The organism is Lutibacter maritimus (assembly GCF_900116115.1).
Lineage (GTDB): Bacteria > Bacteroidota > Bacteroidia > Flavobacteriales > Flavobacteriaceae > Lutibacter > Lutibacter maritimus.
In genome coordinates, this window is sequence record NZ_FOZP01000009.1 from 25,749 (window position 1) to 41,100 (window position 15,352).

Below are 15,352 nucleotides of genomic sequence, written 5' to 3' on the forward strand. Positions count from 1 at the left end.
CTTTAGAATCATTCTATTTTAGAACCGCATTTAAATCTATAAAATCAACCATTTTTTTATAAAAAGAGTGATAAAACACTTTATTTTTATTGTGTATGATCTGAAACAATCACCCATTTACCTTCAATTTTTTTAAAAATAAGCGTAAAAATACCATTTAAATCACCAGAATTTCTTTTTAAATAATATTCACCAGTTAATGAATATAAATTTTTGGCCAAAAAATCAGTGCTTAAAACTTTAAAAATTAAAGTGCCCATTTGGTCGGGAGTTGCATACTTCTTTTTATAATTATTCAATGTAGCATTCCAACCATAAGTTATTCCTTTTTTACCAATAAATTGAAGTTTTTCAGATTTCCAGTACACATCCATAAAGCCTTCTATATCACCTCTACTCCAATTTTCTGCACTTTGATTTAATGCTTTTTTAATGTCATCTATATCATTTTGCTGAGTAACTTTAACATCACAATTTGATAATAACACTCCAATAAACAAATAAACTACTAATTTTTTCACGTTATAAATATTTATACATTACATAATGACCTCCAACATATTGAATATTAAATTTATCACCGAAAGTTTTCAATCCTTGCTTTTCATAAAACGGAACGGCTACAACTCTTGCATTGCACCACAAACAATTTATGTGAAATTCTTTCAATATTGCAACAGCTTTTTCCATCATTAGTTTTCCAGCGCCAAGTCCTTGATATTCTGATAAAGTTGCCATTCCTCTTAATTGATATTGACTACCTTTAAAGTTTGAATTTTCAGCTTTCATATAACTGGAAACTGCAATTAACTGATTGTTTTTAAAAACACCTAAATGAAAAGTATCTGAATCTAAATCTCCATTAAATTGATATGGAAGCGGAATATTTTTTCTTAATACTTCTAACCTAACTGGGTAAGTATCCAATGCGCTAATTTTTTTAACTTCTATCATAATTTATTTCAAACAAAACGGCTGGTTGATTGTCATATGTAAAATTTTTTACGGCTTTAAATTTACATTTTTTTAACACACGAATTGAAGATTTATTTTCAATATAAGCTCTGCCAATAATTTTTGTTAAATTTAAAGTGCTAAAACCTAGATTTATACAAGCTAAACCCGATTCAGTTGCATAACCTTTACCCCAATGTTTTTTAAAAAAACGAAAACCTAAATCTACTTCTTTTGAGTCTGTATCTTTTTTTAAACCACACCAACCTAAAAACTCATGGGTTCCTTTTAAACAAACTGCCCATCTTCCAAAACCATTTTTTTTATAATCTGTATATAATTTTATAAAATTCTCAGCTTCATTTACTGATTGAAAAGGTTTATTTCCGGTATATTTAATAACATCAAAATCGCTATTTAAATGGTATAAATTAATAGCATCTGAAATTTCAAACTCTCTTAAATACAGTCTTTCGGTTTCTAAAATAATTTTCATACTATTGATATATAAAATGCTAATTTACAATTTATCATGGAAAACATTGATATTAAACTAATTCCATCAGAAGAAATTCTTATTATTTTACCTCTTTTAAAAGAATTAAATTCCTTTACCGATGAAAATATTTTAAAAGAAAGAATTTTAGAAATGTCTAAAAGTTTAAATTACAAATGTATTGGTGTATATGTTAACCATAAATTAATTGGTATTTCTGGTTTGTGGTTTTTAACAAGACATTATTGTGGAAAAACAATTGAACCGGATCACGTTATTATTGATCATACATTTAGAAGCAAAGGTATTGGTAAAATATTATTTGAATGGATTTATAATTATGCCCAAAAAAACAACTTTGAAACTATAGAGTTAAACACTTATGTTGAAAATATAAAATCTCATAAATTCTATGAAAATGAAGGCTTTAAAAAATTAGGATTTCATTATATAAAAAAAATTTAAAATTCTTTAAAAATCATTTGCTAGATTGTAAATTGATTGTATATTTGCAACCGTTAATGCGAGAGTAGCTCAGTTGGTAGAGCTTCAGCCTTCCAAGCTGACTGTCGCCGGTTCGAGCCCGGTCTCTCGCTCAAAAAAAGCCAAACTTTTGTTTGGCTTTTTTCATTTTAGCTTATGCCCAAAAAGCAATAATAAAGCAATTGGAATTCCTAATAAAATAACTGTAAGCGTGTTGTTTAAAACAGCTTCAGGATATACTAAAAGTAACAAAGCATAACCACCAATTGCTCCTCCTAAATGTGCTGTATGACCAACATTTCCTAATTGTTTTCTCATACCATAAATAGAGTAAAGTAAATATCCTACTCCAAAAATATAACCAGGAATTGGAATTGGTAATGGAAACATAAATAAGTTCATTCCTGGCTTTAATAAGATAGCTGCATAAATAATTCCTGCAACGGCACCTGATGCTCCAACAGCGGTATAATACAATTCCTTTTTATGGTAAATTTGCGTTAAAACACTACCTGCAATTAAACTTCCAAAATAAATAATTAAAAAATTTATTGTACTTAATGTATTTATAATAATTGGTGCAAATATGTATAATACATACATATTTAACAATAAATGCACATAATCTACATGCAGAAAACCTGAAGTTAGCATGCGTATTTTTTCACCTCTATTTATAGCGCCTATTTGAAATTTATATTTATCGAAAAACAAACGGTCATTAAATCCTTTAATTGATGCTAATACGTTTGCAATAATTATTATAAGAAGTACTTTATCTATATTCATTATATAATGTATATTTTACTCCACGAAAATATAAAAAATAGTTGATATACATTTTTTTTAAAACGCTTTAAAACTTATAGTTTAACACTTAATTAACAACAATGTAAAATATTTGGCACAAGTATTGTGTATATAGAAATGAAGCAAAGAAGTGGTAAGCTTTGTTTTCATTATATAATTTAAGTTTGGTTAATAAAAAAAAGCGCTTAAAGCGCTTTTTTTTATTTTATATATCTTGCTTTTATTTTAGTAAGGTAGCTTCTTCAAGTATAATATCATAAACATACCCAGCTCCAAAATCTTTATTTAAAACTATTGTTCCTTTAAATGTAACAATATCACCTTCTTTAACGGTTTCTTGTGTAGTAATTGTTAAATCTTTTTCATTATTAAATTGAGATCCATCTTCAATATGCACCCAATTTTTATCCATAATTCCATTATTAACTTTTACCACTTTACCTTTAACAATTACATTTTTTTTATCTAATGTTGCTCTATTTTTAAAAACTTCTTCTAGCGAATTTCCTCCTTTGGCTTTCTCAATTTTCTCAGTCATAACTGCTGCTGCTTCCATTTCAGAGCTATGTTCATGTACGTGGTCTTCAGTTACCTGTACTTCTTCAGTTAAACGAATTCCTTCTGCAAATGTTATTGCTTCAAAAGTTTTATCTAAATGTTTACTAATAAAATCTTTCATTACCATACCACCATTGTAGTAATATGTGTTACCTACTTCAACTGGCATATTTGCAATTGCCATCCAATAATCTTTTCCATCTTCTTCAACATTTAAATACACATATCCACCGCCATCAATTTTTTCTTTAACAACAATTTTATGAAGATCATTATTTACTGTTTCTAAAGGTGAATTTATTTTAGAATAATTGGCTTTATCCTTACAACTCACAACTGTTAAAATTAAAATGAGTACTGCTAAAAGTTTTATCGTATTTTTCATTATTTATATTATTTATTTTAGTGTAAAATTAAGCGAATTTGTTATTAAATTGTATGACATTCATCACCAGTTAATTTGTGGTAAATTATTGGTTTTTAAATAACTATTTGCTTTACTAAAATGTTTATTACCAAACCAATACCCTCTATTTGCACTTAAAGGAGATGGATGTCCAGTTGTTAGAACACAATGCTTTTTACTATCAATTAGAACACTTTTCTTTTTTGCGTAACCTCCCCACAACAGAAAAACAACATGTTCATTTTCTTTAGAAATTATTTTTATTACAGCATCTGTAAATTCTTCCCAACCTTTTTTTTGATGAGAACCTGCTTCATGAGCTCTAACAGTAAGTGTTGCATTTAATAACAAAACACCTTGTTTTGCCCAACGTTCAAGTTTACCACTTTGAGGATACGGAATCTGAATATCGGCTTCAATTTCTTTAAAAATATTAATTAATGATGGTGGATGTGCAATTCCTTCATTTACGGAAAAACACAATCCGTGAGCTTGGTTTGGTCCGTGGTATGGATCTTGACCAATAATTACCACTTTTAACTGATTAAAATCGCATAAATTAAAGGCTTCAAAAATTTTATTTCCTTCAGGATAACAAATATTTGAACTATACTCTTGCTTAACAAATTTTGTAAGCTCCTCAAAATAAGGCTTTTCAAACTCATCTTGCAACACTTTTTTCCAACTTTCGGCAATTTGTACTTTCATTACTTGTATTTGTGTTAAATGTCTATTTTTGTATAACTTTTCAAAAGTAGCACTTTTTATGAGTAACATTTCAGAAAAAACATTAAATGATTTAGAATTTAATACCATTTTACAATCGGTACGTGAACTGTGTATTTCTGAATTAGGCAAAGAAGCCAGCAAGAAAATTAAGCCTATAAAAAGTCGTGAAAAACTACAACAAGAGTTGTATCAGGTTAATGAATATCTTTCATCCTTTGTAAATGAAAACAGAATTCCAAATCATTATTTTGACGATATTTTAAAGGAAATTCATTTGCTAAAAATTGAAAACAGCTATTTAGAACCTGCTGCCTTTTTAAGAATTGCAAACAACGCATCAACGGTTTATGAATTGTTGAAATTTTTAAAAAAGTTTAAAGACTACTACCCTATTCTGTATTTAAAATCGGAAGAAATTGAATATGAAAAGTTTATCGTTGAAAATATTCAAAAATATATAACACCTTTTGCTGAAGTAAATGATAATGCATCACCTACTTTAAAGCAAATTAGAAACGAAATAAATTCGGTTCGCGGAAAAATTGGCGCAAGTTTTACCAAGGCACTCGCTTATTACAACAGTTCTGGTTATTTAGATGAAATTAGAGAATCTGTAGTAGATAATCAGCGTGTTTTAGCCGTACAGGCAATGCATAGAAGAAAAGTGCGCGGGAGTTTATTAGGAAGTTCTAAAACCGGAAGTATTGTATATATTGCTCCAGAAGCAACATTGCAATATAGCCGAGAACTTCAAAATTTATTGTTTGACGAACACGAAGAAATTGTTAGAATTTTAAAAGATTTAACCAACAGTTTACGCATTTTTTCACCTCAATTATTAGAATATCAAAAATATTTAACGAAGCTTGATGTTATTGGTGCAAAAGCTAAATATGCGAAAAAGATAAATGCGTGTTTACCTAAAATTACTAGCGAAAAGAAAATTTATTTTAGAGATGCTTTTCACCCAATATTATTGGTAAAAAATAATAGTAAAAACCTTCCAACAGTTTCTCAAACTTTAGAGTTAAACAAACAACAACAAATAATTGTAATTTCTGGTCCAAATGCAGGTGGAAAAAGTATTACACTAAAAACCATTGGCTTATTACAAGCTATGTTGCAAAGTGGTTTATTAATTCCAGTGCACGAACGTTCAGAAACATATATTTTTGATAAAATTTTAACGGATATCGGAGATAACCAATCCATTGAAAACCAACTAAGTACCTATAGTTATCGCCTAAAAAATATGCGTAACTTTTTAAGAAGTTGCAATGAAAATACGTTATTTTTAATTGATGAATTTGGTACTGGAAGTGATCCCGAATTAGGTGGCGCTTTGGCAGAAATATTTTTAGAAGAATTTTACGAGAAAAAAGCCTTTGGAATTATTACTACGCATTATGCCAATTTAAAAGTTTTGGCAAGCGAATTAGAATTTGTGTCAAACGCAAATATGCAGTTTGATGAAAAAACTTTAGAGCCAAAATTTAAATTATTTATTGGACAAGCAGGTAGTTCTTTTACCTTTGAAGTTGCTCAAAAAAATGGAATTCCGTATAGCTTAATTAACAAAGCAAAAAAACGTGTTGAAGGAGAAAAAGTTCGGTTAGACAAAACCATTTCAAACCTTCAAAAAGAACGGAACAAACTTCAAAAAACATCTGAAATATTAGAGAAAGAAAAATTTAAAGCTATTGAACAAACTGATAATTTAACTGAAAAACAGCAAAAAATTCAGGAAAAATTAGAAAGCTTTCAAGAATTGTATGATAGCAATCAAAAAATGCTACAATACGGAAGAAAAATTAACGACTTATTAAATAAATATTTTCAAACAAATAATAAAAAACAATTAACTGCCGATTTTAATAATTGGTTAGTTGTTGAAAAAACAAAATATTTAAAGAAACACCCACCAAAACCTAAAACAAAGGTTGAAAAGAAAAAGCTAACAGTAGAAAAAAAACAAGCCGAAGAAAAACTAAAAGTTGTTGAAAAAGAAGTATTAGTAGCTGTTGAAAAAGTCCGTGAAGAAAAAATTAAAGAAGAAAAGGTAATTGCCAAACAAAAAGCTGATTATGTTTTTAAAACAAACGATAAAGTTAGAATTATTGATAGCAATGCAATTGGTATTATTGAAAAAATTGAGAAGAAAAATGCCTTTATAAATTACGGCGTATTTACTACTAAAACCGCTTTAAATAAATTAGAATTGGTTCAAGCAGCTAAAAAATAATTTTGTTTTAATTCCATCAACCATAACAAGTTATATTTGATTTAAAGGAATTTTATTCTTAAATTTAGCGTGCAAAAAAATTAACCATGCTAAATTTTAGTAAAGCCATCCTTACTTTTGTTATATGGTCTTCTATTGCGTTAACTTTTCATTATTTTGTTTCAAATAAAATTTTTCACAATTGTTTTCCAGAAAATGAAAATGCTCTATTAATTTCAACAAAAATTGAGCCGTTAAAAATGGTGGTTACAAGTACAAATAATGATACTATTTTTGCTTTTAACCAAAAAATTACAATTATTAAAAATACTGATAGTGTATTTGTATCATCAGAAAACTACAATTTCACAGATAGCATAAATAACTATCTATTAAATAATTACGATAAAAACATTTTAATTTCTGGTTTTTATTCAACCACAGAAAATTTAAAAAATTTAGGTATTAAAAGAGCTGAATTTGTTAAAAATATTTTTAACGCTTCTACAATAAATCCTCATAGAATTGAAACTGCTCAAATTGAAAATTTTGAGATTTTTAAAAAAAATAAAACAGCTATAAATGCCATAAAATTTGAACTTAAAAATCGAAATCAACAGGAAATAGATAGCCTTGAGGCAGCAATTTCAAATAAAATTTTACACATTAATTTTACTGATGATTATAAAATTATTGATTCATTACAATTAAATGAGTACATCCCATATTTAAGAAGATATTTTGAAAAATATAACGAATCAGAAATTATAATTACTGGCCATACTGATAACGATGGCTTTTACCAAAACAATGTAATTAAAGGTTTAAATTGGGCAAATGCTACCAGAGATTATTTAATTAAAAAAGGATTAAATTCTACAAAAATAAAAGCTACTTCAAAAGGAGAATCTGAACCAATTGCAAATAAATACACAGAAGAAGGAAAAGCTAAAAACAGAAGAATTGAAATAAAAATTATAAAATAACAAACAAATATGCAGTCTATATTTTCAAATCAAAATTTAATTCATTTAGCGGAACTATTTTTTTGGCTTTTAGGCGCTTTTGTAATTGGTTATTACTTTGGTACTCTTAAAAGAAAATCAACAAAAAAATCTGAAAGAAAAGAAACAGCAATAACCGACATTAACAATGATGATTCTTTTGATTTAGTGGACGATATTAGCAAAATTAGAGCAAAAAAAACCTTTGAACGTGGCGGAAAAGAAACTGTAAATACTGTTTTTGAAGCACCTAAAAGCTTGGATTTTGAAACCATTGGAAAAGGATCACTAGAAACAAAAGATGATTTAAAATTAATAAAAGGTATTGGACCTAATATAGAGGAAAAACTAAATGAAGTTGGTATCTATAATTACACTCAAATATCTAACTTTACAAGTAAAGATATAGAAGACTTAACTGAATTAATTAAGTTTTTCCCTGGTAGAATTGAGCGTGATGATTGGGTAGGTCAAGCCTATAAATTATTAAACGGAAATAACAAAAAAGAATAATGAAGATTATTCACTTTGATAGCGTTCCATTTCACGATCGTAAAAAGCAGTTGCTTGTTCAATAAGTGATGCTACTTCATTTTCTAGTTCTTCTTGATCTTCTCCCTGAAAATCTTCAAACCATTCAATTTCATCATCAACTAAATTGATTATAAAACGTGGAAAATCAGTATGTATTACAAAAATAGCATCTTGATGATCCGTATTATCTCCCAATAAAAATTTAGGTAAGTTCATTTTTTTCTTGTATTAATTTATTCGTTAAATAATTAAATCTTAAAAATAGCATTACTGCTGAACTGGTTAATGCTGTTAACAAACCAATCCATATCCCAAATGGTCCCATATTCAAAGTTCTACCTAAATAAAAACAGACTGGAAATCCAATAATCCAATAAGCAACAAAGGTTATAAAAGAAGGTACATTCACATCTTGCAAACCTCTTAAACCTCCTAAAACTACTGCTTGTAAACCATCTGAAAGTTGAAAAAAACCAGCCACAACTAGCAAGCTTGATGCAATTTGGATTACTTCTAAATTTTCTGTAAAAACCAGCGGTAATAAATCTTTAAAAATAAAAAAACCAATGGCAAAACCAAACATGATTATAAAGATGAGTAAAAAATTTGAAAAAGCAATTCTTCGTAATTCAATATAATTTTTTAGTCCAATTTGGTTTCCAACTCTAATTGTTGCGGCAACTCCTACTCCAACTGCAATCATAAAAGTTGTAGAAGCTAATTTTAAAGCAATTTGATTTGCTGCTTGTGGTAAGGCTCCAAATGTTCCCGCCAAAATAACGGAAGCTGTAAATAAACCTACTTCAAATAACATTTGTAATGCTGTGGGAAATCCTAATTTTATAATTTTTTTAAATACAATATTACTAATTTCAGCTAATTGAAGTTTCTTCATATATATGCTGAATTTTTTTCTTTTTTTCAACACATAATAAATAAAAATCACCATCACAAAACGTGAAACTAAGGTTCCTATTGCGGCACCAACAATTTCTAATCGAGGGAAAATCCAAAATCCATAAATTAATGCAAAGTTTAAAACTACATTTACAACATTGGTTAAAATGGTTGCCCACATGGCATACTTTGTTTCAGAAAGTCCATCAGTAAATTGTTTAAAACCCTGAAAAATCATTAATGGAATCATAGAAAATGCTACAATCTCATAATAAGGAATCGCTAATTTAACAACTTCTTCAGGTTGATCTAAATGATATAAAATAGGTTTTATAAACAATAATAAAACCCACATTGCCAACCCAATAATTGTTGTTAAAATTAATCCATGTTGAAAAACACTTCTTCCTTTTTGTTTATCACCTTCTCCATCAGATTCGGCAATTAAAGGTGTTATTGCCAATGAAAAACCAATACCAATTGAAAGTGCAATAAACACCAAACTATTTCCTAAAGAAGTTGCTGCAAGTTGAATTGGACCAAGTCTTCCCACCATTATATCATCAATTAAACCAACTAACAAATGCCCTAATGAGCCCATCATTATTGGTGTAGCTAATTTTAAATTATTCTTAAATTCAGAAGTGTAATTATGTATTTTCAACCTTGCTTTTATTTCAGTTTGCGAAGATACATATTTTAAATTGCTTAATGAATTTGTTGTGTGTTCTTAAATTTCATTTTAATATTAAATATTCATTCATCATCATTTTAAAAGACCGTTAAAAAATGTACATTTGCTACTTCACACTTACTAAGTACTAAAAAATAAATATTATGGCAAAAATAACATTAAAAGGAAATCCAATTAAAACAGTTGGATCATTACCAAAAGTTGGGAAAAAAGCACCTAAATTTTCATTAATTAAATCTGATTTATCTAAAGTTAAATTAAAAGATTTTAAAGGTTCTAAATTAATTTTAAACATCTTTCCTAGTTTAGATACTGGCACTTGTGCTGCATCTGTTAGAAATTTTAATAAAGAAGCAGCAAGTTTAGAAAACACAAAAGTACTTTGTATTTCAAGAGATTTACCTTTTGCTCAAGCACGTTTTTGTGGTGCTGAAGGTATTGAAAATGTAGTTACTTTATCAGACTTTGCTAAAGGAAAATTCGGAAAATCTTACGGATTAACAATTAAAGATGGTCCTTTGGCAAATTTACACTCTAGAGCTGTTGTTGTAATTAATGAAGAAGGAATTGTAACTTATACTGAACAAGTTCCTGAAATTGTTGATGAACCAAATTATGAAGCTGCGTTAAAAGCACTTTAATAAGATGAATTCAGAACGTAATTTTTTTCTAAACAGAATAAAATCTGTTAAATATGCTGCAAAAGGCTTTTGGATTTTAATTACATCTGAAAAAAGTATTATAGCACAAGTTATTATTGGCATTATAATGACAATAATTGGCTTTTTAATGAATATTTCTGCTACCGAATGGTTGTTTCAAATTACAGCAATTGCAATTGTTTTGGTAGCAGAATCATTAAATACTGCGATTGAAAAAATGGCCGACTTTATTCATCCAGATTATAACACAAAAATTGGCTTTATTAAAGATATTTCTGCAGGCGCTGCATTTTTTGCAGCAATATTTGCTGTAATTATTGGTTTAATAATTTACATACCTAAATTTATTTAGTAATTTAAACGCAATCACATAAATTTTCTATTTTTGTGAGATAATGAAGTAAATGGCAAAAAAAGCAAAAACAACTAACAAAACTACTGATAAACAGCGTTTTCAAAAAATAAAATCTTTTTTTGGAAATAGGCAAACGCAAACTATTTTGGGCGCTTTTCTAGTACTATTTAGTATATTTCTACTTTCTTCATTTATATCCTATTTATTTAATTGGCAACAAGACCAAAGTCAACTTGATAGTTTTACTGATAAAAAAGTTACTGTAAATAATTTATTAGGTAAAATTGGCGCTAGTTTAAGTCATTTATCTATATATAAAGGTTTTGGAATTGCAGCAATGTACATACCAATACTCTTATTTTTTACAGGAATTTCTATATTTTTAAAAGGTACTCTAATTAAAGTTCGTAAATTTTGGGGTTGGGGACTTTTAGGAATGGTTTGGATTTCAATTTCATTAGCATTTTTTGCAAATAAAAACGCATTACTAGCAGGTGTTGTTGGGTTTGAATTAAATAGTTACCTACAACAATTTTTAGGAAAAACTGGCTTAATATTAAGTCTACTTTTTTTATTAATTACGTATTTAGTTATCCGTTTTAAATTAACTCCTGAAATGGTGCATAGTGCCGTAAAATCTAATAAAACAGCATTAGAAGATAACGAAATAAATAATGACAAAAAAGAGGAACACAGTGAAGAGATAATACCTGTAATATCTGTTCCACAGCCAACAGTTGATATTCCATTAACTAAAAAACCCACTCCTATTTTTGAAAAACCAGATAATGAACTGGATTTTAAAATTATTAATTCTGAAGAACCTAAAGAAGAAAACATAACCATTGATGTTGATAATATTGTAGAAGAAAACCAGGTTGATGAAAATTTATCGGATCAATTGGTAAAAGATTTTGGTGAATTTGACCCAACACTAGAACTTGGAAACTACAAATTTCCAACACTAAATTTATTAAGAGATTATAACGAAAGTATATCTGTAGATCAAGAAGAGTTAGAAGCCAATAAAAACAGAATTGTTGAAACACTTAACAATTATAATATTGGTATTGACCGAATTAAAGCTACAGTTGGTCCTACAGTTACCTTATATGAAATTGTTCCAGAAGCTGGTGTTCGAATTTCAAAAATTAAAAATTTAGAAGATGATATAGCACTTTCACTTTCTGCCATGGGAATTCGTATTATTGCGCCAATTCCAGGGAAAGGAACTATTGGTATTGAAGTGCCTAACAAAAAGCCAACAATGGTTTCTATGAAATCTGTGATTTCATCCATTAAATTTCAAAACTCTGAAATGGAATTACCAATTGCCTTGGGTAAAACTATTTCAAACGAAACTTTTGTGGTTGACCTTGCTAAAATGCCACATTTATTAATGGCTGGAGCAACCGGACAAGGAAAATCAGTTGGTTTAAATGCCGTTTTAACATCATTATTATATAAAAAACATCCTGCCGAAGTTAAATTTGTATTGGTAGATCCTAAAAAAGTTGAATTAACATTATTCAATAAAATTGAACGTCATTATTTAGCAAAATTACCAGATACAGATGAAGCAATTATTACTGATACAACTAAAGTAATAAATACTTTAAATTCATTATGTATTGAAATGGATGCTCGTTACGACTTATTGAAATCTGCCATGGTTCGTAACATTAAAGAATACAATGTTAAATTTAAAGCAAGAAAATTAAATCCTGAAAATGGTCATAAATTTTTACCTTACATTGTTTTAGTAATTGATGAATTTGCCGACTTAATTATGACTGCTGGTAAAGAAGTAGAAACACCAATAGCACGTTTAGCACAGCTAGCAAGAGCAATCGGAATTCATTTAATAGTTGCTACTCAACGTCCTTCTGTAAATGTTATTACGGGTATTATTAAAGCTAATTTCCCAGCTAGAGCAGCCTTTAGAGTAACTTCTAAAATAGATTCACGTACAATATTAGACACCTCAGGTGCTGATCAATTAATTGGAAAAGGAGATATGCTTTTTTCTGCAGGAAACGATTTAATACGTTTACAATGTGCTTTTGTAGATACTCCGGAAGTTGAAAAAATAACAGATTTTATTGGCTCTCAACGTGCATATCCTGACGCACACATGCTACCAGAATACAGCGGAGAAGAAATTGGCACAAGTCTTGATATTGATATAAGCGAACGCGACGCTTTATTTAGAGATGCCGCATTAGTAATTGTACATGCGCAACAAGGATCTGCATCGCTATTACAAAGAAAGTTAAAACTAGGTTACAACAGAGCTGGAAGATTAATTGATCAATTAGAAGCTGCCGGAATTGTTGGCCCTTTTGAAGGAAGTAAAGCAAGGCAAGTATTAGTTGCTGATGAAGCCGCTTTAAACTTTTTATTAAATAATGAAGAAAATTAAAAAATAATAGATTTAAGAAAAGGAATGAAAAAATTAACAATTTTAATTACAGTACTACTTATTAGTTTTCAAACATTTGCACAAAAATCTCAAGAAGCAAAAACGCTACTTGATAATGTTGCAAAAAAAGTTGAGGGCTATAAAAATATTTATATTGAATTTAACCATAAACTAGATAATGAAGAAGCTAATGTGCATCAAGAAACATTAGGAAATGTTACATTAAAAGGAGATTTGTATCATTTGAATTATATGGGAACTGAACAAATATATGATGGAAAAAAAACGTATTTAATAATACATGAAGATGAAGAAGTTATTATTCAAAAACCATCAAAAAATAACGATGAAACAATCACACCTTCTAAAATGTTTTCTTTTTATAAAAAAGGGTTTAACTATGCAATGGGTGAACTTAAAACTATTAAAGGAATTAAAATTCAGTATGTAAAACTTACACCTACAGATAACAAATCTGAAGTTTCAAATGTTATGGTAGGTATTGATGCTAAAACAAACCATATTTATAATATTATTGAAACTGGTAAAAACAACACTAAAACAACACTTGAAATAAGAAGTTTTAAAACAAATCAACCAGTTTCAGAAAAGCTTTTTATCTTTGACATGTCAAAATACAGAGATCAGAAAAAATATTCAATCTCTGAGCCAAAATAATCGTCTTGAAAATATTTGATAAATATATTTTAAAAAGTTTTTTACAACCTTTTTTAGCCACATTTTTTGTGGTTCTTTTTGTTTTAGTAATGCAAGCACTTTGGCTTGCTTTTGATGAAATTGCAGGAAAAGGTATTGACCTGTTTTTTATTCTAAAATTTCTATGGTATTTAGCTTTAATTTTAACACCAACAGCATTACCAATCGGAATTTTACTGTCATCAATTATGGCATTGGGTAATTTAGCCGAAAATTATGAATTTGCCGCTATAAAATCTGCAGGAATTTCTTTAAAAAGAGTGATTCTTCCATTGGTAATTTTAACAGTACTTTTAAGTGCGCTTAACTTTGTATTTTTAAATAATATTTATCCTTGGGCAACATTAAAACAAAAAAATTTATACTTAAACATGAAAAAAAAGAAACCAGCTTTAGCGTTGGTTCCTGGGATATTTAATACTGACATTCCTAATTTTAGTATAAAGTTTGATGAAAAATATGGTGAAGAAGAAAATTTATTAAAAAATGTTCAAATTGCCGATTTAAGTGCTGGAAAAGGTAAAGTAAAAGTGATAACTGCCGAAAAAGGAGAAATTACTTCCGATGAAGGTAGTAAATACATGACACTTACTTTAAATAATGGTAATTACTACGAAGATCATATAAAATCATCTTTTTCACCTGCCGATAGAGCAAAAATGCCCGCTTCAAGAGCAACATTTAAAAAATACATCATAAATATTGATATTTCCTCATTTAATGATTCTGAAAAATTAAATGATACACTTGTAAAAGAACATCATGGAATGCTTACAATTAAGCAGCTAGATTCTTTTTCAAAAAAAGAAAAAACAACATTTGATGAAAAAGTGAGTCTGAATGCAAATTATTTTTATGAAAGTTTTGAAGGTAAAAACCTTTATAAAATTTCAGACACAGTTAAAAGAGATAGCCTAAATCCAACTATTTTAGAAAACTTTAATTTAGTAAATAAAAGCATTGTAATAAACGATGCTTTACAAAGTATTAAACGGATAATTTCTAGAAACGATAACCAAATGAGAGGCTTTAAAGAGCAACGTAAATTATTGAACTTATATGATTTTGAATTAAGCTATAGAATTGCTTTTTCACTGGCTTGTTTGGTACTGTTTTTTATTGGAGCTCCTTTAGGATCTATTATTAGAAAAGGTGGTTTTGGACTTCCAATGATTATGGCAATTACCATATTTGTAATATATTTCTTTATCTCTCAGTTAGGAAGAAATTTAGCAGAAGAAAGTGCAATTTCTACCTTATTTGGAAGCTGGCTTTCAACTTTAATCTTATTACCTTTTGGAATTTTACTTACTAGACGTGCCGCAAAAGGAATGGGAATATTTAACATTGATAACGTATTTGAATCTGTAAAAAAAGTATTCGAAAAATTTAAAAAACCAATTAAATAAC

The 15,352-nt window shown here is 28.3% G+C and carries 17 protein-coding genes and 1 tRNA gene; 10 read left to right on the top strand and 8 right to left on the bottom strand.

Annotation, left to right across the window (positions count from 1 at the left end):
* Positions 1-86 precede the first annotated feature (86 nt).
* The 3 genes from BM335_RS13900 to BM335_RS13910 are packed head-to-tail and all read right to left on the bottom strand — an operon-like array spanning position 87 to position 1,450.
* Complete coding sequence (locus BM335_RS13900) at positions 87-521, bottom strand: YybH family protein (protein WP_090229530.1); 435 nt, start codon at positions 519-521, stop codon at positions 87-89.
* 1 nt (position 522) lies between these two features.
* Positions 523-954, bottom strand: a complete 432-nt coding sequence (locus tag BM335_RS13905) for a GNAT family N-acetyltransferase (protein ID WP_090229535.1) — start codon at positions 952-954, stop codon at positions 523-525.
* Positions 941-1,450 carry a GNAT family N-acetyltransferase gene (locus BM335_RS13910; protein WP_090229539.1) on the bottom strand — a complete coding sequence of 170 codons (510 nt, stop codon included), beginning with the start codon at positions 1,448-1,450 and terminating at the stop codon, positions 941-943. The genes BM335_RS13905 and BM335_RS13910 overlap by 14 nt, the downstream gene beginning before the upstream one ends.
* A gap of 36 nt (positions 1,451-1,486) precedes the next feature.
* On the opposite strand from BM335_RS13910, the gene BM335_RS13915 reads away from it, so the two are divergent.
* Positions 1,487-1,915, top strand: a complete 429-nt coding sequence (locus tag BM335_RS13915; protein WP_090229543.1) for a GNAT family N-acetyltransferase — start codon at positions 1,487-1,489, stop codon at positions 1,913-1,915.
* A gap of 58 nt (positions 1,916-1,973) precedes the next feature.
* Positions 1,974-2,046, top strand: a tRNA-Gly gene (locus tag BM335_RS13920).
* A 31-nt stretch (positions 2,047-2,077) separates the two neighbouring features.
* On the opposite strand, the gene BM335_RS13925 is transcribed toward BM335_RS13920, so the two are convergent.
* From BM335_RS13925 to ung, 3 genes are all read right to left on the bottom strand, one after another.
* Positions 2,078-2,722 (bottom strand): rhomboid family intramembrane serine protease, encoded by a 645-nt coding sequence (locus tag BM335_RS13925; protein WP_090229546.1) that lies wholly within the window; start codon positions 2,720-2,722, stop codon positions 2,078-2,080.
* Between the two features lie 241 nt (positions 2,723-2,963).
* Positions 2,964-3,686 (bottom strand): hypothetical protein, encoded by a 723-nt coding sequence (locus BM335_RS13930; protein WP_090229551.1) that lies wholly within the window; start codon positions 3,684-3,686, stop codon positions 2,964-2,966.
* A gap of 63 nt (positions 3,687-3,749) precedes the next feature.
* Entirely contained in the window at positions 3,750-4,415 is a 666-nt protein-coding gene (gene ung / locus BM335_RS13935; protein ID WP_090229985.1) for a uracil-DNA glycosylase, read from the bottom strand.
* A gap of 58 nt (positions 4,416-4,473) precedes the next feature.
* Here ung and BM335_RS13940 point away from each other — a divergent pair, with 58 nt between their 5' ends.
* From BM335_RS13940 to BM335_RS13950, 3 genes are all read left to right on the top strand, one after another.
* Positions 4,474-6,678: an endonuclease MutS2 gene (locus BM335_RS13940; protein ID WP_090229555.1), complete on the top strand. Its 2,205-nt coding sequence runs from the start codon at positions 4,474-4,476 to the stop codon at positions 6,676-6,678.
* An 86-nt stretch (positions 6,679-6,764) separates the two neighbouring features.
* A complete protein-coding gene (locus tag BM335_RS13945) occupies positions 6,765-7,643 on the top strand; it encodes an OmpA family protein (RefSeq protein WP_090229561.1) in 879 nt (292 codons plus the stop codon).
* 9 nt (positions 7,644-7,652) lie between these two features.
* On the top strand, positions 7,653-8,174 hold the full coding sequence (locus BM335_RS13950; RefSeq protein ID WP_090229566.1) for a hypothetical protein: 522 nt from the start codon (positions 7,653-7,655) through the stop codon (positions 8,172-8,174).
* A 6-nt stretch (positions 8,175-8,180) separates the two neighbouring features.
* Here BM335_RS13950 and BM335_RS13955 read toward each other — a convergent pair whose 3' ends face one another.
* Both BM335_RS13955 and BM335_RS13960 read right to left on the bottom strand, forming a co-directional pair.
* Positions 8,181-8,411 (bottom strand): hypothetical protein, encoded by a 231-nt coding sequence (locus BM335_RS13955; RefSeq protein ID WP_090229575.1) that lies wholly within the window; start codon positions 8,409-8,411, stop codon positions 8,181-8,183.
* On the bottom strand, positions 8,398-9,756 hold the full coding sequence (locus BM335_RS13960) for an MATE family efflux transporter (RefSeq protein ID WP_090229580.1): 1,359 nt from the start codon (positions 9,754-9,756) through the stop codon (positions 8,398-8,400). Before BM335_RS13960 ends, BM335_RS13955 begins: the two co-directional genes overlap by 14 nt.
* Positions 9,757-9,929: 173 nt before the next feature.
* Between BM335_RS13960 and tpx the strand changes: the two genes are divergently transcribed.
* From tpx to BM335_RS13985, 5 genes are read left to right on the top strand one after another with little or no spacing between them, the layout of a single operon-like run.
* On the top strand, positions 9,930-10,427 hold the full coding sequence (gene tpx / locus BM335_RS13965; protein WP_090229584.1) for a thiol peroxidase: 498 nt from the start codon (positions 9,930-9,932) through the stop codon (positions 10,425-10,427).
* A 4-nt stretch (positions 10,428-10,431) separates the two neighbouring features.
* Positions 10,432-10,800 (top strand): diacylglycerol kinase, encoded by a 369-nt coding sequence (locus tag BM335_RS13970; RefSeq protein ID WP_090229589.1) that lies wholly within the window; start codon positions 10,432-10,434, stop codon positions 10,798-10,800.
* A gap of 52 nt (positions 10,801-10,852) precedes the next feature.
* A complete protein-coding gene (locus BM335_RS13975) occupies positions 10,853-13,225 on the top strand; it encodes an FtsK/SpoIIIE family DNA translocase (protein WP_090229595.1) in 2,373 nt (790 codons plus the stop codon).
* 24 nt (positions 13,226-13,249) lie between these two features.
* A complete protein-coding gene (locus BM335_RS13980) occupies positions 13,250-13,903 on the top strand; it encodes an outer membrane lipoprotein periplasmic chaperone LolA1 (RefSeq protein ID WP_090229599.1) in 654 nt (217 codons plus the stop codon).
* A 5-nt stretch (positions 13,904-13,908) separates the two neighbouring features.
* Positions 13,909-15,351, top strand: coding sequence for an LptF/LptG family permease (locus tag BM335_RS13985; protein ID WP_090229603.1), 1,443 nt, complete (start codon positions 13,909-13,911; stop codon positions 15,349-15,351).
* Position 15,352 lies beyond the last annotated feature (1 nt).